A 19,330-nucleotide genomic window follows, 5' to 3' on the forward strand; every position below is an offset into this window, starting at 1 on the left:
GCTCGCGAAGGTCTTCAACGATGACGTTGTTAACCTGACACCCTGCGGCGAACTCAGGTTCTTCGCGAGCAGGCTCGCTCCTACAAGGGGCAGTGCTCGTGCAAATCACGCCAGCCTACGCAGCCTCCGGCTTGCGGGCAATGATCACCTGACTTTTCGCCACCACCCCATCCAGCGCCTGTTTGATCTGCGCCCCGCGCGGTGATTCCAGTACTGCATTCCAGGTCTCGGCCCAGTGATTGAGTAACGGGTGATCGGGATTGCTGAACTCGACCTTGGCTTCCCAGAACAACAGCATCCACAGCGACCAGTAAAAGCCGTATTGGCTATGACTGATCACTTCCAACCCGGCATCGCCGACCATCTGCTTGAACTGCGCCTCGCTGATGATGCGGATATGGTTGGGCTTCTGGAAATACTCGTCGGCCGCGATGCCCTTTTGCAGGTCTTCGGAACTCGGGTGCGGCACGCTCAGCAGATACAACGCACCGGGTTTGCCGACGCGCACCAGTTCGCAGAGGAACTGCGCCGGGTCGTCGACGTGTTCGATAACTTCGGTGGACACCACGCGGGTCGCCGTTGCGTCGGCAATCGGTAGCGGCGCGCAATCGGTGACATGGCATTCGACGCTTTGCGCAATGGTATCGCCCAGGCGCTGGCGAGTGGCTTCGACCTTGGCCGCGTCAATATCAGCAATGATGATGTGCGCGCCACGGGTGGCACAAAAATGCACATTGCCACCGTCGCCGCAGCCGACATCCAGCAGCGTGTCGTCAGCGGTCACCGGGAAACCGGTAAACAGTTCGCCGGTCTGCTGGTTGAACCAGCCACTGAGCACCGCATCGCGCAAGCCCAGCATGTAAGGATCGACTTTATTCATGGGTGCGCTGACCGGCGCAGCCTCAGGTTGCACAGGTGCAGGGGCAGCAGCGCCCGCGGTCAGCTTCTTCAGCAGGCTCAGCATGAGGTAACTCCAGGTGATGGCAGGGGGTTGCGGGACGCACTCAAGCGTTTCACCAGCGCCGCGCCGCGATTACGCATGGGCATTTCGATCAAGCGATAGTTCAGCTCGCTCAACAGCACGATCAGCCCGAATGCCAGCACCAGCGTGACGACGGGATGCCCGGCCGGGCTCGGCAGCGAGGCCGCCTGAAGATGAAAGGTCAGCTCCCGCACCAGCGAGTAGGCCGGGATGTGAATCAGGTAAATGCCGTAGGAGCGGCTGCCGATCCAGGTCATCAGGGTCTTGAACAAGCCCGTCGGCATCAGGTAATCGCGGTTGTAGGACGCCAGCCAGACCGGCACCGCACTGAGCACAGCAATGGCACCGATGCGGTAATTCGTGAAGGTAAAACGATCGGTCGCCAGGAAGCTCATGAGCAACGCGATCGCCAGCAACAGCGATACCCCCGCCCAAGACCGACGTAGAAAAGTCGGCTCCCAACGCCAGTAACTCGACTGCGCACTCCACATCGCAAGCAATACGCCGAGCGCCAGGGCGTCGGTGCGGATCACCATCAGGATCGGTGTGCGCAGGGTCAACAGTTGCACCGCCACCAGCGCTAGCAGCGCCCACACCAGGTACTTGCGGCACAGCAGGATCAGCAGCGGGAATAACAGATAGAACTGCTCCTCCAGCGACAGGCTCCAGTACACAAAACTGATGCCATATTCGTAGTGGAAGAAACTGTCGGCGAAACGAAAGTTGGCGTATTGCAACACCCCGGCCAGCGTCGCCTGCAGGTTGGCGCTCACGCTGCCAAAGGCGCCGGAGCGGTTGAGAAACAGGCAGGCCAGCAGCATCAGCGCCAACCACAGCCAGGCCGATGGCAACAGGCGAAAGGCGCGGCGCAGCCAGAAATTGCGTGTCTGCTGCCAGTACTCCTGACGCGTGGTGCAGCCTTGCAAGGCGGGAATCAGGCTGCGGGCAATGACAAAACCGGAGATCGCGAAGAACAGATCGACGCCCCACCAGGGTTGCCCAAGCGCATGGATCGCATCCAACAGTGGCACCGGCGTGGCAAACAAACTGCCTTGCAAATGATGAAACAGCACCCCGAGCACGGCGATACCGCGCAACAGTTCGATGTCCATGATCCGCGTGTTGCTCATGCCTGGTCCTCGGCTTTCGGTTTGCGGGCAATGATCACCTGGCTCTTGGGCATGAACTGATCCAGCACCCGCTTGATCGCCAGCCCGTCGGGTTGCATCAGCAGGTCACGCCAGGTACGCGCCCAGCCTTCCATCAGCGGCGGGTACGGTGCCTGGATCCGGTCACGCACCGCCCCGCCCATGTCCTTGCCAGCCGCGCGTTCGCTGGCCCAGAAGAAGATCATGCCCATGACCCAGAAAAAGCCGGTGGCCTGGCGGTGCTCGATGATCAGCCCGGCGTCTTCGACCAATGCGCCGAAACGTTCGTGGGAGAAAATCTGCACATGGTTCGGTGCCTGGAAATAACCGGCCGGGGCTATCCCCTGCTGCAGGTGTTCACCCACCGGTGCCGGCACGCTGAGCAAATACTGGGCGCCCGGGCGCCCCATGCGCACCAGCTCGGCCATGAACCGCTCGGGTTCGTCGACGTGCTCCAGCACCTCCATGCACACCACTTTGCTCGCGCAGCCATCTGCCAGGGGTAACGGCAGGCTATTGCTGACCAGGCCCAGGGACGGAGCCTGACTCTGTGCCTCGACCAATCGAGCGAGGTCGCGGACCTTATCCTGTTCGCTGTCGGTAAAAATTACCGACGCGCCCTGGCGCACGGCAAACAAGGTCGCCGCCCCTTCGCCGCAGCCGACATCCAGCAGCGTATCGTCGGCGCTGATGGCAAAGCCCTTGAGCAACTCGCCGCTGGCACCGAGAAACCAGCCATCGAGCACCGCATCGGTGAAGCCGCAATCACGCGGCGACACCGCAGTTTCAGGTTCCACCACCGGTGCAGGCGCAGGGCGCAGCCAATCGAGCAGGCGCCCGATCACACCGTTTTCGCCTGTGCCGCCACGTCCGCAAGGAACATGCGCAGTCGCTGCTCGGCGACCGCCTGGCTGCAGAACCCTTGCAGCCGGTTGACGGCATGGGCGGCCATGCGCGCATAACGCACCTGATCGTGTTTGGCTACGGCGTAGCTGGCTTGATACGCCGAGCACAACGAGTCCCAATTGGTCACATAACGCAGCGTGCGGTAAGCCGCGCGCGGGTCGTGGGGCCAGGCGGTGAGTTCGTCAGTGGAGTCGACGATGAAGGCGTTATCGGCGTCGATATAGTCCGCCATCGCCGTGTTGAACGGTGCAACAGCCGGCTTGCCGCAGGACATGAACTCCATCAGCGGCAGGCACTGGCCCTCGCCGAACGAACTGTTGACCACAAAACTGGTGGCCTCCACCAGGCGCTCATAATCCGCGTCGGCCAGGAAGCCGTGGATCAGTACCACACGGCAGCGGAACGACTGATTCTTGTACAGGTGGTGGAGCATGTCGTTCAACGCATCAGAGATGTCATGGTGGGTCAGTTTCAACACCAGCGTGGCATCTGCCGTATCGCGGAAGGTCGTGCAGAACGCACTGAGCATGTCCTGCCAATTCTTGCGGCCATCGTAGGGATTGAACACCGAGGTGTAGATCACTCCGTCCAGTTCGACCTGGCAATCCCCCACCGGCCTGTCGAAAGACACCGGCTCGCCCTCGCGCAACGCAGGCGGACCATAGGGGCGCAAGTCGAGGGTACGACTGTCGAGCAACAGGCCACGCAGGTTGAGCGTCACCCGTTGCGCCAGCGCAGATTGCCCCAGAGCCTGGCCGCGATGGGCAAAGCGATCCCAGACCGGCGCCGGAATGGCACTGACGGGATAGGCCGGGCCCATGGCATCACGCACGGCCTGTACGGTGAAGCTGGAATGGGTGATAGCGGCACCGGCGGCCTCCAGCACCACGCGCCAGTCGTGGCGGGGTTCGCCGTGCCAGGTATCGGTGGGAATGGTGCTGAACTCCCAGGCGAAAACCGGAATGGTAGGACAGGCGTAGTGGATCGGCGTGCGATGAGGCGGCGAGAACGACAGGAACACACAGTCTTCGCCGCGGCTGCGGCAATCGAAATACAGGCGATCGACCAGTTCGTCCGGGTCGCTCACCTCGATCACCTGGCCGATGCGCTCCAGCACCGGGCGGAACTCTTTGAGCACAAAGTAATAGCTGTACTCGGGCCGACCGAGGTTCTGCTCGATGTTACTTTTGTTGGTTTCCGAATGAATGATGATCAGCATGATGCGGCCCCCGTCACAGCGACCTGCACCTGCGGCACATCGTCGAGAAAATCGCCAAGGCGCTGCTGTACCCCAGCGAAATTGCAGTACTCACGCATGCGTTCGTTAGCCGCCAGCGCCATCACCTGGTAGCGCTCGGGCTGCTCTTTTGCCATTTGGTAGCTGGCCAGATAAGCATTTTTCAACGACCCCCAATCCGGGCGATGGGAAACCGTGCGATACAGAATCCGCGAGTCCTGCGGCCATATCGCAGGTTGCTGACTGGAGTCGACGATGAACGCGACGCTGTCGTCGATGTAATCCAGCATCGCCGTGTGCCGAGGGGCGATCACCGGTTTGGCGCACGCCATGAACTCCATCAACGGCAGGCACAGACCTTCGCAGCGCGAAGCGTTGACATAGAAACTGGCGGCGCCGTACAGCCGGGAAAACTGTTGATCGTCCAGATAGCCATGCATGACTACCACGCGGCAACTGAAGGGCGAGAGTTGCGACAACAGCGTGAGCATGTGCACGTAATAGGTGGACAGGTCCTTCTGGGTCATTTTCAACACCAGGGTCGCGTCCTCGACATCACGCATCGCCCAGCAGAACGCGGTGATCAACTGGTGCCAGTTCTTGCGCCCGTCATCGGGGTTGAACACGCTGACGTAGATCACGCCATCGACCTGGGTTTCGACCACTGCATCGGTCGCGGGAAACTGCGCTTGTGGGTGCATCTCCTCGACCGGCGCTTCGATGACGATCACCTCCTCCACCTCCGGCTCCACCTCGACCATCGGCTCCGGCTCTGCTACTGCTTCTACCGGGCGGTTGCCACGCAACCGTGCCCGCAGGCTGTCCGGCAGCAGGTCGCTAAAGCCTTCGATGTAGGTCTGCCGCAGGTAATGCTTGGCGATGAACAGCCGGCGCCGCCAGGTCAGTGACGGCGCCTCGACGACAACGAGCGGTTCGGGTTCGGGAATCGGTTCCGGTTCCGGTTCCGGCTCTGGTTCTGGCTCAGGGATAATGGGCGCGATCAGGCCGTCAGCGGACAACCCCAAGCCCCGGCTGTCGATAATGCAACCCTGGATCTGCAGAGTGGCGCCCGGATTGACCGGGGTACTCGGAAACTGCTCACGAATCTCGGCGAATCGCTCCCACAGCGGTGTTGGCAGCACCAGCACCGGAAAGTCCTCACCCAACGCCCGGCGCACGGCTTGCGCGGTATGCGTTGACAGGGTGATCACACGGCCATGGCGCGCCAGGGTGCGACTCCAGTCCTGCTGAAAGTCGTTGTCCCAGTGTTCGGTGGGGATCGAGTCAAACTCCCAGGCCACTACGCAGAGCGTCGGGCAGCTCAGGTCGCAGGGAGTCTTGTGGGGTGGCGCGAACGACACGAACAGAGCTTCTTCACCTTCGGCGGCAAGACGCCGAAACAGCGGATCGACCTCGCCGACCGAGTCCACCACATGCACCCGGCCAAGACTCTCAAGAACCGGACGATAAGCCTTGAGCACGAAGTAGTAGCTGTATTCAGGACGGCCGAGACTCTGGCTGATCGAGCGGTCGTTCACATCCGAGTAAAGAATGAAATTCATGGCATCCCACGATGAGGGCGCCCCTTGGGCAACCTCACTCTGATGACGGCACAGCCACGGCTCGACCCGCACTTGCGGAGTTCGTCAGCGTCTGCATGCCCGTCTACGTTCTTGTTTTTTTGGTCAGTTCCAAGCGTCGAAAGACCCCTGAGCTGATCGCTGGGCAATGGTGCTGAGAGGCATTCTAAACACATCCGTTGGGGGTTCGTGAACACCGCAGGCGAATTAATACGATCGTCCCAATGAGAACTTATCAGTCACGATGAGACCTGTTGAAATTACCGCGCAATTGGCACAGATTGACGGGCAAACAACTACAACAACAACTTTGCTTACCAGAAATTCCTAATGGATTTGTAGGGCTATTCGGAATAGCAACCAGGAATTCTGGTGATGACAGAGTTGACCGACCAAGGGGACCGCTGCGTGAAAAAGCGTCTGTTCGTTACGGGCCTGAATGGATTTGTCGGCCGACATCTCCAGACGCGCCTGAACGCCGCCGACTCGCAATGGGAGTTGCTGCCAGCTGCCGCAGGCTATGACCTGCGCGAACCACAAAGCCTTGAAGGCCTGTGGCCGCAATTGCCCGACGCGGTGATTCATCTCGCCGGCCAGACCTTCATCCCCGAAGCCTTCCGCGACCCGGCCAATACCTTTCAGGTCAATCTGCTGGGCACCCTGAATCTATTGCAGGCGCTCAAGGGACGTGGCTTCCAGGGCACTTTCCTGTATGTCAGTTCCGGCGACGTCTATGGCCAGGTTGGCGAAGAAGCCTTGCCCATCGACGAGCGACAAGCGCCCTGCCCGCGTAACCCTTACGCCGTTAGCAAACTGTCGGCCGAACTGCTGAGCCTGCAGTGGGGCATGACCGAAGGCTGGCCGGTGCTGGTCGCTCGCCCGTTCAACCATATCGGCGCCGGTCAGGCTGACAGCTTTGTCGTCGCCAGCGCCGCCCGGCAGATCTGCCGAATCCGCCAGGGCCTGCAAGCGCCTGAGTTGCAAGTGGGCGATATCGACGTCACTCGCGATTTTCTCGATGTGGGCGATGTGGTCTCGGCCTACCTGGCCCTGCTCGCCAAGGGTGAACCGGGCCAGGTCTACAACATTTGCTCCGGTGTCGAGCAGAGCGTGCGTGGGCTGATCGAGCAACTGGCCGACCTGGCCCAGGTCGAGGTTCAACTGATTCAAGACCCTGCACGCATGCGCCGTGCAGAGCAGCGTCGCGTCTGCGGCAGCCATGCCAGGCTGCAGCAGGCCACAGGATGGACGCCAGAACTGACAACACAACAATCTCTGCGGGCGATCCTGTCCGACTGGGAGTCACGGGTAAGACAAGAATGACTAAAAGTGCATTGATCACGGGGATCACTGGCCAGGACGGCGCGTATCTGGCCAAGCTGTTGCTCGATAAGGGTTATGAAGTCTACGGCCTGGTTGCGCGGCGCAGCAGCGATTCGCGCTGGCGCCTGCGGGAAATGGGCGTCGAAAGTGCCATTCACTACCTTGACGGTGACATGGCCGACGCCTGTTCAGTGCAGCGTGCGGTGATCAAGGCCGCGCCCGACGAGGTATATAACCTGGCGGCGCAGAGCTTTGTCGCGGCGTCCTGGGATCAGCCGGTGACCACGGGCATTGTCGACGGCTTGGGCGTGACCCACCTGCTCGAAGCAATCCGCCAGTTCAGTCCGCACACCCGCTTTTATCAGGCCTCGACCAGCGAAATGTTCGGCCTGATCCAGGCCGCGCAACAGGACGAGAACACCCCGTTCTACCCGCGCAGTCCGTACGGCGTGGCCAAGCTTTATGGTCACTGGATCACCGTCAACTACCGTGAAAGCTTCAACCTCCACGCCAGCAGCGGCATCCTCTTCAATCACGAGTCACCGCTGCGCGGTATCGAGTTCGTGACCCGCAAGGTCACCGACGCCGCTGCCCGGATCAAACAGGGCAAACAACAGGAGCTACGCCTGGGCAACATCGACGCCAAGCGGGACTGGGGCTTTGCCGGTGACTACGTCGAAGCCATGTGGCTGATGCTGCAACAGGACAAGGCCGACGATTTCGTGGTCGCCACCGGCGTCACCACCACGGTGCGCGAGATGTGCCAGATCGCCTTCGACCATGTCGGCCTCGACTATCGTGATTACGTGAAGATCGACCCGGCGTTCTTCCGCCCGGCTGAAGTCGACGTACTGCTGGGCAATCCGGCCAAGGCACAGCGACTGCTGGGCTGGAAACCGAAAACCGATCTGCAGACCCTGATCCGCATGATGATGGATGCGGACATGAAACGAGTCGCCAAGGAGTAGGCCATGCTGATACCTGTGATTCTTTCTGGCGGTGCCGGTACACGGCTCTGGCCGGTTTCGCGTGAAGGCCATCCCAAGCCGTTCATGATGCTGCCCGATGGCGAGACGCTGCTGGGCAAGACTTACCGGCGGGCCGCTTCGCTGCTGGGCAGTCACGGCGACATCGTTACCGTGACCAATCGCGACTACTACTTCCAGAGCAAGGATCACTACCAGCAGGCTCACCTGGGTCATCATCGCGGGCACTTCATCCTCGAGCCGACCGGCCGCAACACCGCGCCAGCAATTGCTGCCGCAGCGCTCTCGCTGCAAGCGCTGCACGGCGACGACGCGATCATGGTGGTGATGCCGGCCGATCACCTGATCCGCAACGAAGAGGCGTTCCGTGCAGCGGTGAAACACGCGGTGAAGCTGGCCGAGTCCGGACACCTGGTGACTTTCGGCATCATTCCCACCGCGCCGGAGACTGGCTTCGGCTACATCGAGCGTGGTGAGCAACTGGATGAGCAAGGCGCATCCCGGGTCGCACGCTTTGTCGAAAAACCCGATCTGCAAACCGCGACCCACTACGTCGAAAGCCAGGCGTTCCTGTGGAATTCGGGAATGTTCTGCTTCGCCATCAGCACCTTACTGGCAGAACTGAAGATCCATGCCCCGGAGCTGCTGGAGCAGGCGGACTGTTGCCTGGGGGCCAGCGCCGTGGTGGAAACCGGTGGCTGCCTGCAACAGGAACTGTCAACCGCGCACTTCGCGCAAATGACCGACATTTCCATCGACTACGCCTTGATGGAGCGCTCGGAAAAAGTCGTGGTGATTCCGGCCGGATTCGACTGGAGCGACATCGGTTCCTGGGGTGCAGTCAGCGCCCTGCTGCCAGCCGACGCACAGAACAACCGCGCCAGCGGCGAAGCGCTGTTTATCGACAGTCGCGACAACTACGTGCAAAGCGACGGGCGCATGGTCGCGACCGTGGGTGTGGATAACCTGATCGTCATCGACACCGCCGACGCCGTGCTGATCGCCCATGCCGACCGCGCACAAGACGTGCGCAAGGTGGTCAAGCAGCTCAAGGACAACGACCACGAGAGCTATCGGCTGCACCGGACCGTCTGCCGTCCGTGGGGCACCTACACCGTGCTCGAGGAAGGGCCGCGCTTCAAGATCAAGCGCATCGTGGTCAAGCCCGGCGCCAAGCTGTCCCTGCAAATGCACCATCATCGCAACGAACATTGGGTGGTGGTCGAGGGCATGGCCAAGGTCACCAACAATGGTTCGGGCACACATCTGGTCGCCAAGAACGAGTCGACGTTCATCGCGGCCGGGCACAAGCATCGCCTGGAAAACCCAGGAGTGATCGACCTGGTCATCATTGAAGTGCAAAGCGGTGAGTATCTGGGAGAGGACGATATTGTCCGCTTCGAAGATCAGTACGGAAGGACGGTCTGAATGCTGCTTAACCTGTACCGCTCGATGCGCAGTTATCGTGGCTTCATCCTCGGTAGCGTCAAGCGGGAGTTTCAATCGCGGTATCGCAATTCGTTGTTCGGCGCGCTCTGGACCGTGCTCAACCCGCTGTCGATGATCGTCGTCTATACGGTGATCTTCTCGCAGATCATGCGGGCCCGCCTGCCGGGGGTGGATGACGGGTTGGCCTATAGCGTGTACCTGTGCGCAGGCCTGCTGACCTGGGGTCTGTTCTCGGAGATCACCCTGCGCAGCCAGAGCATGTTCCTGGAAAACGCCAACCTGCTGAAGAAAATCAGCTTCCCGCGAATCTGCCTGCCGGTGATCGTGCTACTCAACGCCGGGATCAACTTTGCGATCATCCTCGCCCTGTTCATCGGCTTCCTGCTGATCAGTGGCCGCCTGCCCGGCATGGCGTTGCTGGCGCTGGTGCCGCTGCTGGCGTTGCAGGTGATGTTCTCGGCGGGACTGGGGATGATTTTGGGTGTGCTCAACGTGTTTTTCCGCGACGTCGGGCAATTCTTCGGGATCCTCCTGCAGTTCTGGTTTTGGCTGACGCCCATCGTTTACCCGATGTCGATCCTGCCGGAAGACATCCAGCGCGTGCTTGCACTCAATCCGCTGACCGCCTTGATGCACAGCTACCAGAACGTATTCCTCTATAACCAATGGCCGGACTGGAGTTCGCTGACGCCACTGCTGGTGGTCGGCCTGTTGCTCTGTTTGATGGGGCTGCGGCTTTTCCGCCAGCGCGTTGGTGAAATGGTGGATGAGCTCTAATGGGACACATACGAGTCAGTGGCCTGGGCAAGGCCTACAAACAGTACCCCAATCGCTGGAGCCGCCTGCTGGAATGGCTGGTGCCTTTCTCCCGGGTTCGTCATCAACAACATTGGGTGCTGCAGGGTGTCGACTTTGAAATCCCGGCCGGTGAAGCAGTGGGGATTGTCGGGGTCAACGGCGCCGGCAAAAGCACGTTGCTGAAAATGATCACCGGCACCACCCAACCCACCTGCGGGCAGATTCACCTGCAAGGGCGGGTCGCCGCGCTGCTTGAACTGGGCATGGGCTTTCACCCGGACTTCACCGGCCGCCAGAACGTGTTCATGGCCGGCCAGTTGCTGGGCATGCAGGTCGAGGAAATCGATGCACTGATGCCAGAGATCGAAGGCTTCGCCGAAATCGGTGCAGCCATCGATCATCCGGTGCGCACCTACTCCAGCGGCATGCAGATGCGCCTGGCGTTCAGCGTCGCCACCGCGCGCCGGCCCGACATTCTGATCGTCGATGAAGCCCTGTCGGTGGGTGATGCCTACTTCCAGCACAAGAGTTTCGAGCGCATCCGCAGCTTCCGCCGTGACGGCACCACCCTGCTGATCGTGTCCCATGATCGCTCGGCGATTCAGTCGATCTGCGACACCGCGATCCTCCTGGAAAAAGGCCGCATGGCCATGCACGGCAAACCAGAAGAGGTGATGGACTACTACAACGCCATGCTCGCCGAACGCGAAGGGCAGATCGTGCGCCAGGAAATGCTCGCCAACGGCCAGGTGCAAACCATTTCCGGCACCGGCGAGGCGACCATCCACAGCGTGCGCCTGCTGGACCAACGCCAGCGTTCGATGGAGGTTGCCGAAGTCGGCCAGCCGATGGTGCTGGAAGTGCAGGTCGATGTGCGCCAGGACATCGAGCGCCTGGTCCTCGGCTTCCTGATCAAGGACCGCCTGGGCCAGGCCATGTACGGGATCAACACCCATCGCCTGGACCAGGCCCTGACCGACCTGCAGGCCGGCGAACGCGTGACCTACCGCTTCGCCTTCCCCATGCGCCTGGGCAAGGGCAATTACTCGGTGGCCTTGAGCCTGTCGCGCCTGGATTCGCACCTGGACCGCAATTTCGAATGGCGCGACTACGGCCTGGTGTTTCACGTCATCAATAACCGTCAGGAAGATTTCGTCGGCTGTTCCTGGCTGGAAGCCCAGACCAGCATCAGCCGCTCATCCATTACACCCGTGAATCCGGAGACAACTTCATGACGCGTTTGCTGGTTGAATGCACCTATGTGTTCGAATACCCGGAGGCCAATTCGGGCATCCAGCGCGTGGTGCGAAACGTCATCCGCGAGTTGCCAAAAAAAGACCCTTCATTGCAGTGCATTCCGGTAGTGATGCTCAACGACGCGTTGTATGAAGTGACCAGCCTCGCCCCGCTGGCGGTGCCCAAGCTCGACCTGATGGGCCTGCGCGTACGCCTGGAGCAAATCGCCAGCAAATTCTGGCTGCTGCACCGTAAGCTGGAGCGACGCCGGCCATTTTGCCAATCGAATTTCGCCCGACGGGTGCTATACGTGGGTTGCCGGCTCGCCGTGTTCGGCGCCTTGAGCGTGCCGATTCGCCTGCTCAATTTCTGCCTAAAGCGCCAGGAAATCCCTACTCGCTGCAAACCTTTGCAACATCAGGCGGGTGATCAACTGGTGCTGCTGGACTCGTCCTGGCAAACCAATTTTTTTCCCCTGGCCGAACAACTCAAGCGTGATGGGGTGGGCATCGTTTCGGTCGTCTATGACTTGATTCCGCTGACTCATCCTCAGTTCTGCGACGCCGGTCTGGTGCGCGTATTCAGCGACTGGTTCGACTGGATCACGAAAACCGCCGACGGCTATGTTGCGATCTCCGAAACCATTCGCGATCAGGTCCACGATGAAATGCTCCGACGAGTGGGCCCGACGCAGGTGGCGCAACGCTGGTTCGACTATTTCCACCTCGGCAGCGAACTGGATCTGTGCGACGACTCAACGCCGGTGGATCCGGCGCTCAAGCAGATGTTCAAAAGCAAGGACCCGGTGTTCCTGATGGTCAGCACCATCGAGCCGCGCAAGAACCACAGTTACCTGCTCGATGCCTTCGAAATAGCCTGGGCCAATGGTTCGCGGGCCCGGCTGTGTATTGCCGGACGGATCGGCTGGAAATGCGATGCGCTGATCGAACGCATCCGCAAACACCCCGAGCTCAATAAACGCCTGTTCATGTTCAACGACCTCAGCGATCGCAGCCTGGAGCACGCTTACTCCAACGCCACTTCGCTGGTGTTTCCCTCGCATGTCGAAGGATTCGGCCTGCCATTGGTGGAGGCCATGCAACGCGGCTTGCCGGCGATGGGCAGCGATATTCCGGTATTCCGCGAGATCGGCGGGCCGTTCATGGCGTACTTCGATCTGGACGATCCGCAGAATCTGGTGAATCTGATCAGCGAAATGGAGACCACCGGTCGCTTCCCGGCAGAACGCAACGTCAGCGAATGGCGTTGGCTCGGTTGGCGCGAGGCCAGTGCGCAGTTGATCGAGCGGGTCATGAGCCATGTGCACAAGCCTGCGGTGCGCGTCGAGAAGCAGCATGCAGATTGCTCTTAACGCGCGCATCCTCCAGGCCCCGCGTACCGGTATCGGGCATTACCTGACAGAGCTGATTCACGCTCTGAGCCAGGAATCCGACGTCGAGTTGTCGCTGTTCCACGGCTGGGGCTGGAGCCCGATGCTGCCAGCCGCCGCGCTGCCGGGTTATTCGCGGATCACCCCGGTGCTACGGCAGATTCCCGGTGCCTATCAGGCCCGGCGCTGGCTGGAACAACGGCGCTTCGACAAGGGCCGGCCACAGACGGTCGACCTGTACCACGAACCGAGCCTGTGGCCCTTGGCGTTCAAGGGCCCGACCATCGTCACCCTGCACGACCTGACCCACGTGCACTACCCCGCGACCCAACCGGCGGCGCGCCTGAAGGAAATCGAACGGCGCCTGGAACAGGGCGTGAAGCAGGCCAGTCTGATTCTCACCGACTCACAGTTCATTGCCGACGAGGCGCAGGCCTATTTCGGTCTGGGACCGGAGCGTTTCATCGTCGCCCCGCTGGGCGCCGCGCCACGTTTCCACCCGCGTACCGACGATGAATTACGCAGCGTACTGCTCAGCCACGGCGTCGAGCCCCGTGGCTATTTCCTTTGTGTCGGCACCCTGGAGCCGCGAAAAAATCTGCTGCAGGCGTTGCGGGCCCATGCCCTTCTGCCGGAGTCGATGCGCCAGCAATTTCCCTTGCTGATCGTCGGAATGGCCGGCTGGAAGACCGAACAACTCAATGAAGAACTGCGCAAGCGCATGCTTGAAGGCACGGTCTGCCTGCTCGGCTATTTGTCCGACGAGCATGTGGCTCAATTGATCGCCGGTGCCCGAGCGCTGATATTTCCTTCGTTGTATGAAGGCTTCGGCCTTCCAGTGCTGGAAGCCATGGCCAGCGGCACGCCGGTGGTCGTCACCCGGCGTTCGGCGATGCCGGAGGTCGCGGGCGCTGCCGGCAACTATATTGAACCCCATGACCTGAACGGCTTGCGCGATGCCATGAGCCGGCTGGTCGATGATCAAACGCATTGGCAAGCATGCCGAGAAGCCGGGCTGCAACAGGCGCGGCTTTTTTCCTGGAATCGTTGCGCGACGCTCACCGCTCGCGCTTATCGCCAGGCTTTGGGAGGTTGAATGCGCGTCCTTCATTTCTTCAAAACCTATCTGTCGGAAAGCGTGGGCGGCATCGAGCAGGTGATGTTCGAGCTGTGCGAAAGCGGCGTTGCGCACGGGATAGAAAGCCAAGTCCTGACTCTGAGTGCCAACCCGGTACCGGTAGTGATTCCATTCGGTCAGCACCAGGTTCATCGCGCCAAGTTGGATGTGCAGATCGCCTCCACCGGTTTTTCTTACAGCGTGCTCAAACAATTTCGTGAGCTGGCGGCTGAGGCTGACGTGGTCAACTACCACTTTCCCTGGCCGTTCATGGACCTGGTGCACTTTCTCAGCGGCATGAACAAACCCAGCGTGGTTACGTACCACTCGGACATCATTCGCCAGAAGCACTTGCTGACCCTTTATCGACCCTTGATGACGCGCTTCCTCGCCAGCGTTGACCGGATCGTCGCGGCATCGCCGAACTACCTGCAAACCAGCGATGTACTCAAGCAATTTCCGCAAAAAACCCGAGTCATTCCCTATGGACTGAACAAATCGGCTTACCCCAAATCCGACCCCGAACGCATGGCCCGATGGCGTGAGCGCCTGGGCGAGCGGTTCTTCCTATTCGTTGGCGTGATGCGTTACTACAAGGGCCTGCACATCCTCATCGAAGCGCTCAAGGACGTGGACTACCCGGTGGTGATCGTCGGTGCCGGTCCGCTGGAAAGCGAGTTGCAGGCCCAGGCTGCAGCCTTGGGTTTGCGCAACATCAAGTTCGTCGGGCGCCTCGACGACGCCGACAAGGCCGCCGTGCTGGAGTTGAGCTACGCCATGGTCTTTCCGTCGCACCTGCGATCGGAAGCCTTCGGCATCTCACTGCTGGAAGGCGCGATGTACGGCAAGCCGATGATCTCCAGCGAAATCGGTACTGGCACCAGCTTCATCAACAACCACGGCGAAACCGGCCTGGTGGTGCCGCCAAGTAATCCCCAGGCCTTCCGTCAGGCCATGCGCACTCTGTGGGATAACCCAGTGCAAGCTGCCACCATGGGCATCAAGGCCGAAGCTCGCTACCGACAGCTATTCACCGCCGAGGAAATGGGCCGCCAGTGGGCCCGCTTGTATGAGGAATTACTGGCGGAAAAAACCCTGTCGTTTGCCTGAGGCGAAGTCTTACAACTCCAGCACCAGCGGCTGCTCGCCCTTGGCCGGAATCGCACAGCAGATCAGCACCTCTCCGTCTCCCGGCAACTCCGCCGGGGGCTGTGGATAATTCACCTGTCCGCTTATCAGGCGCGTCCGGCAAGTGCCACAAGAGCCTCCCCGACAACTGAACTCCGGACGCAGCCCCTGGCTCTCCGCCAGTTCCAGCAAGCTGCCTGCCTCCGGCTGCCACCGCGCGTTGATCTGCGCGTTTTGAAAGGTCACCGTCACCGCTTCAGTGGCTGCGGCCGGTTGCTCGATGACCGGGGCCAGTGGGTCAGGTCTGCGACGCAACGTCGAGGGCCCGAAAGTCTCGGCGTGAATCCGTTGATCGTCCACATCCAGATCACGCAGCTCGTCATACAGGGCCTGAGTAAAACCGCCTGGGCCACAGAGGACGAAGTCCGCTTGATCGTAGTCCTCGATCTGCAGCACCTCCCGCACCAAGGCCAGATCGATACGCCCACGCCGATCGAAGTCCACGCCCTCTTGCGCCTCCGGCTCCGGTTGGCTGAGCACGCGCACCACCTGCACGGTACCGTCGCCGTTCTCCAGCAAGCGATCCAACTCAGCGCGAAATGGCTGGTCAGCAAGGCTGCGAGAACTCTGCAGCAGCCAACTCGGCCGGGTGTGGCGGGTGCGTTGTCCTTGGTAAACCACCTCGCGCAACATCGACAACAACGGCGTAATTCCCACGCCCGCGGCCAGCAACACCAAGGGCCGGCGCTCGTCAGCAGCGACAGTGAAATGCCCTTGGGGCGCACGCGCCTCGATCACATCACCGACCTTGATTCGCTCATGCAAGTGCGACGACACCCGCCCCTCACGCTTGACGCTGATGCGCATGAAATCATCGGATGGCGCGCTCGACAGGCTATAGGTACGGATGTGCACCTGGTCATCAAGGGTGAAACGCACCGGCAAATGCTGCCCCGCCTGGAACAACGGCAAGCCGGCATCATCCCCCGCTTCAAGGTAGATCGAGCGAATATGCTGACTCTCGCGCTCAATCCGGCTGACCCGCAGGGGCCGCCACCGATCACCCAATGCCCGCGCTTGCAAACGCGCCGCCGCCTGCTCCCAGGTCCCGGTCAGCAAACTGTTGGGGGAAACCCCATCAAAGCGCCAGCGCAACGCCAACGCCGCAGGCCGCCGGACTACCTGCTCGACATGCAGCTTCCACAGCCGCTCGGCGCCCTGAAATGCCTCCACCAACGGCCCCTCAAGGAGAATCTCGGTGCGGCCGGTGAGTTGCAGCAGGTCGCCTGTTTTGAAGTCGATAAACAGCAGGCCGGCACGCGGGTTTAGCAACAGATTGCCCAAGGTGTTGAAGTGCAGGTTGCCGGCAAAATCGGGGACTGTCAGGCAATCACCTTCGATTTTGACGAAACCCGCCTGACCGCCACGATGGGAAACATCGACCGAGCGAGCGTTATCCACATCCACGTAGCTGGCGATAAAAAAAGTGTCGGCTGACTCAATCACCGCTTTGGCAGCGTCATCCAGCCCATCCAGGTGCTGCGCCTTGCGCGTCGCCGGATCAGCCAAAGGCACCGTCTCAAACTGGCGCAGCTGGATGTATTGCGGGCAATTGCCGAAAGCCTGCTCGACTTCAACACTCAAGCCTTGATCATCGAGTGCGCCCACTCGACCATTGAGGCGGTTGCGGCGCCGGGTGTGGAGTTCGATTCCGAGCATGCCGATCGCCGCACCGGCTTGCAGTTGTGCCGGGTCGTCGGACGCCGGCAGGCTGTCGAGCTGCAACAGCGCTGGCGCCGGGGAATGAGCAAAACCGACTGGGCCCTCGAGGATGCTGGCCCAGGGATTGCCCTGGGCATCAACTGCGCCGAACAGCATGAACGGCAGTTGGCTATAGAACTGCCGGTGTTGATCCGGCATTTCCTTGCGGATGACCTTGCGCCCAAACGCCTCCATGCGCTCAGCTACTCCAACGCGAGCCTGCAACTGTTGCTCGCCGGCATGCCACGGTGAAAGCTCCATGACCTCACTCCCCTGCGCACATGGCGCAATCTCAGGCGGTTTGCAGACCAGCCACAGTGCGTGGCATGGGCACGAAGCCGGGCAACGCTTCGATCCGCGCCAACCAGGCACGCACGTGGGGATAGTCGGCCAGCGAGACATTGCCTTCCGGAGCGTGGGCGATATAGCTGTAAGCCGCGACATCGGCGATGGTCGGTGTGTTATCGACCAGGTAGCTCGAGCTGACCAGTTCCTGATCCATCACTTTGAGCAAGGCATGGGCACGGGCGATAACCTCATCGGCGTTGAACGTTGCGCCGAACACCGTAATGAGTCTTGCAGCGGCCGGACCGAAGGCAATCGGTCCGGCAGCCACCGACAGCCAACGCTGCACTCGCGCCGCGCCGAGCGGGTCGCTGGGCAGCCACCGCCCGTTGCCATACTTTTGTGCCAGGTACACCAGGATCGCATTGGAGTCGGCCAGCACCACGCCCTGATCATCAATTGCCGGCACTTGGCCAAAGGAATTTATTTTCAGGAAATCCGCTTGTTTGTGCTCACCCTTAGCCAGATCGACGAAGATCAGCTCCGTGGGCAGCTCCAGCAACGACAGCATCAGCTCCACGCGGTGGGCGTGTCCTGAACGGGGGAAGTTGTAGAGTTTGATGGCGTGCATGATTGGCTCCGGGACTGATTGGCGCGGTTCCGGGTTGGATCGCGCTGTTGAGAGCCATCTTGCGCCGCGTTGAAAAACAACAGAATCACCAGAAAAGACAAACCATTATTTCAGCCAGTGCAATAACGCATCAGCTACGTAACGATGGATGCTCGCGTAAGGCGTGGACGGCGTAGTCGACAAAACTGCGAACCCGCGCCGGCGCCTTGCGTCCACCCTGGTACACCACGTGAATGGGCATGGGCGGAAGTTCGAAGTCTTCGAGGACTATTTCCAACTCACCCGCCGCCACCTTCCCCGCAACCTGGTATGAAAGCACCCGGGTCAGCCCTAATCCGAGGCTCGCGGCACTGATCGCCGCCTGATTGGCGGTCGTCACCAATCGCGGTTCGAGACGCACATTCAAGGTTTCGCCCGCGACCCTGAACGGCCAACTACGCTGCTGGCCTACGGCGGAGGTCGCAATGATCCGTGCCCGTTGCAGGTCCTCGGGATGGGTCGGCCGACCATGCTGCTCCAGGTAAGCCGCAGAGCCGCAGACCACTCGTCGCACCTGGCCCACCAGCACCGCGTGTTGGCTGCTGTCCGGCAGATCGCCGATACGTACCGCGACATCAACGCCCTCTTCGACCATGTTCACCACCCGGTCGACCAGCAAGGCATTGATGCTGACCTCGGGATACTGCTCAAGGAAACCGACCATCACAGGCGTGACGTACAAGTCGCCAAACAGCACCGGCGCGGTGACCGTCAGTTGCCCACGAGGTTGCGCGTGACTGCCCGCCGCCGACGCTTCAGCTTCCTGAATGTCCGCCAGAATCCGACGGCAGTCTTCCAGGTATCGCTGCCCGGCCTCAGACAGGTGCACATTGCGCGTGGTCCGAATCAGCAACTGCGTGCCGATACGCACCTCCAGCGCCGCCACCGCCCGAGTCACGCTGGCCGCCGACAATCCCAACCGCCGCGCCGCCGCCGAGAAGCCCTGCTCCTGGGCAACGGTGGTGAAGACTTGCATTTCCTGTAGCCGATCCATAGGGGTCCTCGGGGACAATTTGATACCCGCGCTGTAGCACTAGGTAACACGATAGCCCCGTTGCGGTGCATCTTTTCAACGGCTTGCCGCCGCCCGCCTGCTGGACCTGCCCGCTGGGCACTCTCGGCTGTCGGGTTTGAGTCACTGGTTGCGGCAAATATGTCCGATCGACCATTTCGTGCTGTTCGTCTACGAAGGCAATCATGGGCCATTGGCGTTGTTCGACACCTTCTAGCCCCGGCACGGTGAAGATTCACCGCAAGAACATCTACGCCAAACTCGGTATCGGCAGTCAGTCTGAACCGTCACGCTTGAGACGTTAGCTGTACAAAATCATTAT

Annotated in this window: 16 protein-coding genes and 1 pseudogene; 9 read left to right on the plus strand and 8 right to left on the minus strand. The window is 60.9% G+C overall.

The genetic code is table 11. The annotated features are described in order from the left end of the window. Positions 1–115: 115 nt before the first annotated feature. The 5 genes from NR126_RS04125 to NR126_RS04145 are packed head-to-tail and all read right to left on the minus strand — an operon-like array spanning position 116 to position 5,835. A complete protein-coding gene (locus tag NR126_RS04125) occupies positions 116–964 on the minus strand; it encodes a class I SAM-dependent methyltransferase (RefSeq protein WP_256829716.1) in 849 nt (282 codons plus the stop codon). After that, a complete protein-coding gene (locus tag NR126_RS04130; RefSeq protein WP_256829717.1) occupies positions 958–2,112 on the minus strand; it encodes an acyltransferase in 1,155 nt (384 codons plus the stop codon). Before NR126_RS04130 ends, NR126_RS04125 begins: the two co-directional genes overlap by 7 nt. After that, positions 2,109–2,975, minus strand: a complete 867-nt coding sequence (locus NR126_RS04135) for a class I SAM-dependent methyltransferase (RefSeq protein ID WP_027616734.1) — start codon at positions 2,973–2,975, stop codon at positions 2,109–2,111. Before NR126_RS04135 ends, NR126_RS04130 begins: the two co-directional genes overlap by 4 nt. Next, the gene (locus tag NR126_RS04140) at positions 2,972–4,255 is read right to left on the minus strand and encodes a glycosyltransferase (RefSeq protein WP_256829718.1); all 1,284 of its coding nucleotides are present in this window, start codon (positions 4,253–4,255) and stop codon (positions 2,972–2,974) included. The genes NR126_RS04135 and NR126_RS04140 overlap by 4 nt, the downstream gene beginning before the upstream one ends. Next, the gene (locus NR126_RS04145) at positions 4,249–5,835 is read right to left on the minus strand and encodes a glycosyltransferase (protein WP_256829719.1); all 1,587 of its coding nucleotides are present in this window, start codon (positions 5,833–5,835) and stop codon (positions 4,249–4,251) included. The genes NR126_RS04140 and NR126_RS04145 overlap by 7 nt, the downstream gene beginning before the upstream one ends. Positions 5,836–6,261: 426 nt before the next feature. Between NR126_RS04145 and NR126_RS04150 the strand changes: the two genes are divergently transcribed. Genes NR126_RS04150 through NR126_RS04185 form a run of 8 tightly spaced genes read left to right on the plus strand, consistent with a single transcriptional unit; the run spans position 6,262 to position 15,262 of the window. Then, positions 6,262–7,176 carry a GDP-mannose 4,6-dehydratase gene (locus NR126_RS04150; protein WP_027616731.1) on the plus strand — a complete coding sequence of 305 codons (915 nt, stop codon included), beginning with the start codon at positions 6,262–6,264 and terminating at the stop codon, positions 7,174–7,176. Further along, positions 7,173–8,144 carry a GDP-mannose 4,6-dehydratase gene (gmd, locus tag NR126_RS04155; RefSeq protein WP_027616730.1) on the plus strand — a complete coding sequence of 324 codons (972 nt, stop codon included), beginning with the start codon at positions 7,173–7,175 and terminating at the stop codon, positions 8,142–8,144. Before NR126_RS04150 ends, gmd begins: the two co-directional genes overlap by 4 nt. A 3-nt stretch (positions 8,145–8,147) precedes the next feature. Then, the gene (locus tag NR126_RS04160; protein ID WP_027616729.1) at positions 8,148–9,590 is read left to right on the plus strand and encodes a mannose-1-phosphate guanylyltransferase/mannose-6-phosphate isomerase; all 1,443 of its coding nucleotides are present in this window, start codon (positions 8,148–8,150) and stop codon (positions 9,588–9,590) included. Further along, positions 9,591–10,388, plus strand: a complete 798-nt coding sequence (locus NR126_RS04165) for an ABC transporter permease (protein WP_027616728.1) — start codon at positions 9,591–9,593, stop codon at positions 10,386–10,388. Further along, complete coding sequence (locus tag NR126_RS04170) at positions 10,388–11,644, plus strand: ABC transporter ATP-binding protein (protein WP_256829720.1); 1,257 nt, start codon at positions 10,388–10,390, stop codon at positions 11,642–11,644. Before NR126_RS04165 ends, NR126_RS04170 begins: the two co-directional genes overlap by 1 nt. Continuing rightward, a complete protein-coding gene (locus NR126_RS04175; protein ID WP_027616726.1) occupies positions 11,641–13,017 on the plus strand; it encodes a glycosyltransferase family 1 protein in 1,377 nt (458 codons plus the stop codon). Before NR126_RS04170 ends, NR126_RS04175 begins: the two co-directional genes overlap by 4 nt. Then, positions 13,001–14,131 carry a glycosyltransferase family 1 protein gene (locus tag NR126_RS04180; RefSeq protein ID WP_256829721.1) on the plus strand — a complete coding sequence of 377 codons (1,131 nt, stop codon included), beginning with the start codon at positions 13,001–13,003 and terminating at the stop codon, positions 14,129–14,131. Before NR126_RS04175 ends, NR126_RS04180 begins: the two co-directional genes overlap by 17 nt. Beyond that, positions 14,132–15,262, plus strand: coding sequence for a glycosyltransferase family 4 protein (locus NR126_RS04185; protein ID WP_027616724.1), 1,131 nt, complete (start codon positions 14,132–14,134; stop codon positions 15,260–15,262). It begins immediately after the preceding gene. Positions 15,263–15,271: 9 nt separating this feature from the next. On the opposite strand, the gene NR126_RS04190 is transcribed toward NR126_RS04185, so the two are convergent. The 3 genes from NR126_RS04190 to NR126_RS04200 all read right to left on the minus strand — a co-directional run bounded on the left by NR126_RS04190 (position 15,272) and on the right by NR126_RS04200 (position 18,990). Further along, positions 15,272–17,302 (minus strand): pyridoxamine 5'-phosphate oxidase family protein, encoded by a 2,031-nt coding sequence (locus NR126_RS04190; protein WP_256829722.1) that lies wholly within the window; start codon positions 17,300–17,302, stop codon positions 15,272–15,274. 31 nt (positions 17,303–17,333) lie between these two features. After that, complete coding sequence (locus NR126_RS04195) at positions 17,334–17,957, minus strand: glutathione S-transferase family protein (RefSeq protein ID WP_027616722.1); 624 nt, start codon at positions 17,955–17,957, stop codon at positions 17,334–17,336. A 130-nt stretch (positions 17,958–18,087) separates the two neighbouring features. Next, positions 18,088–18,990 carry a LysR family transcriptional regulator gene (locus NR126_RS04200; protein ID WP_105753531.1) on the minus strand — a complete coding sequence of 301 codons (903 nt, stop codon included), beginning with the start codon at positions 18,988–18,990 and terminating at the stop codon, positions 18,088–18,090. 97 nt (positions 18,991–19,087) lie between these two features. Between NR126_RS04200 and NR126_RS04205 the strand changes: the two are divergent. Continuing rightward, positions 19,088–19,222: pseudogene (locus NR126_RS04205) on the plus strand (helix-turn-helix transcriptional regulator); the annotation flags it as partial. Positions 19,223–19,330: the final 108 nt, after the last annotated feature.

It is taken from the genome of Pseudomonas sp. Pse1, assembly GCF_024519635.1.
In the GTDB taxonomy this organism is placed as follows: domain Bacteria; phylum Pseudomonadota; class Gammaproteobacteria; order Pseudomonadales; family Pseudomonadaceae; genus Aquipseudomonas.

Coding starts and splice junctions, on each gene's coding strand:
- NR126_RS04175 (WP_027616726.1), top strand. CDS start 11,641: ATGACGCGTTTGCTGGTTGAATGCACCTATGTGTTCGAATACCCGGAG.
- NR126_RS04190 (WP_256829722.1), bottom strand. CDS start 17,302: ATGGAGCTTTCACCGTGGCATGCCGGCGAGCAACAGTTGCAGGCTCGC.
- NR126_RS04125 (WP_256829716.1), bottom strand. CDS start 964: ATGCTGAGCCTGCTGAAGAAGCTGACCGCGGGCGCTGCTGCCCCTGCA.
- NR126_RS04145 (WP_256829719.1), bottom strand. CDS start 5,835: ATGAATTTCATTCTTTACTCGGATGTGAACGACCGCTCGATCAGCCAG.
- gmd (WP_027616730.1), top strand. CDS start 7,173: ATGACTAAAAGTGCATTGATCACGGGGATCACTGGCCAGGACGGCGCG.
- NR126_RS04160 (WP_027616729.1), top strand. CDS start 8,148: ATGCTGATACCTGTGATTCTTTCTGGCGGTGCCGGTACACGGCTCTGG.
- NR126_RS04195 (WP_027616722.1), bottom strand. CDS start 17,957: ATGCACGCCATCAAACTCTACAACTTCCCCCGTTCAGGACACGCCCAC.
- NR126_RS04200 (WP_105753531.1), bottom strand. CDS start 18,990: ATGGATCGGCTACAGGAAATGCAAGTCTTCACCACCGTTGCCCAGGAG.
- NR126_RS04140 (WP_256829718.1), bottom strand. CDS start 4,255: ATGCTGATCATCATTCATTCGGAAACCAACAAAAGTAACATCGAGCAG.
- NR126_RS04165 (WP_027616728.1), top strand. CDS start 9,591: ATGCTGCTTAACCTGTACCGCTCGATGCGCAGTTATCGTGGCTTCATC.
- NR126_RS04170 (WP_256829720.1), top strand. CDS start 10,388: ATGGGACACATACGAGTCAGTGGCCTGGGCAAGGCCTACAAACAGTAC.
- NR126_RS04185 (WP_027616724.1), top strand. CDS start 14,132: ATGCGCGTCCTTCATTTCTTCAAAACCTATCTGTCGGAAAGCGTGGGC.
- NR126_RS04130 (WP_256829717.1), bottom strand. CDS start 2,112: ATGAGCAACACGCGGATCATGGACATCGAACTGTTGCGCGGTATCGCC.
- NR126_RS04180 (WP_256829721.1), top strand. CDS start 13,001: ATGCAGATTGCTCTTAACGCGCGCATCCTCCAGGCCCCGCGTACCGGT.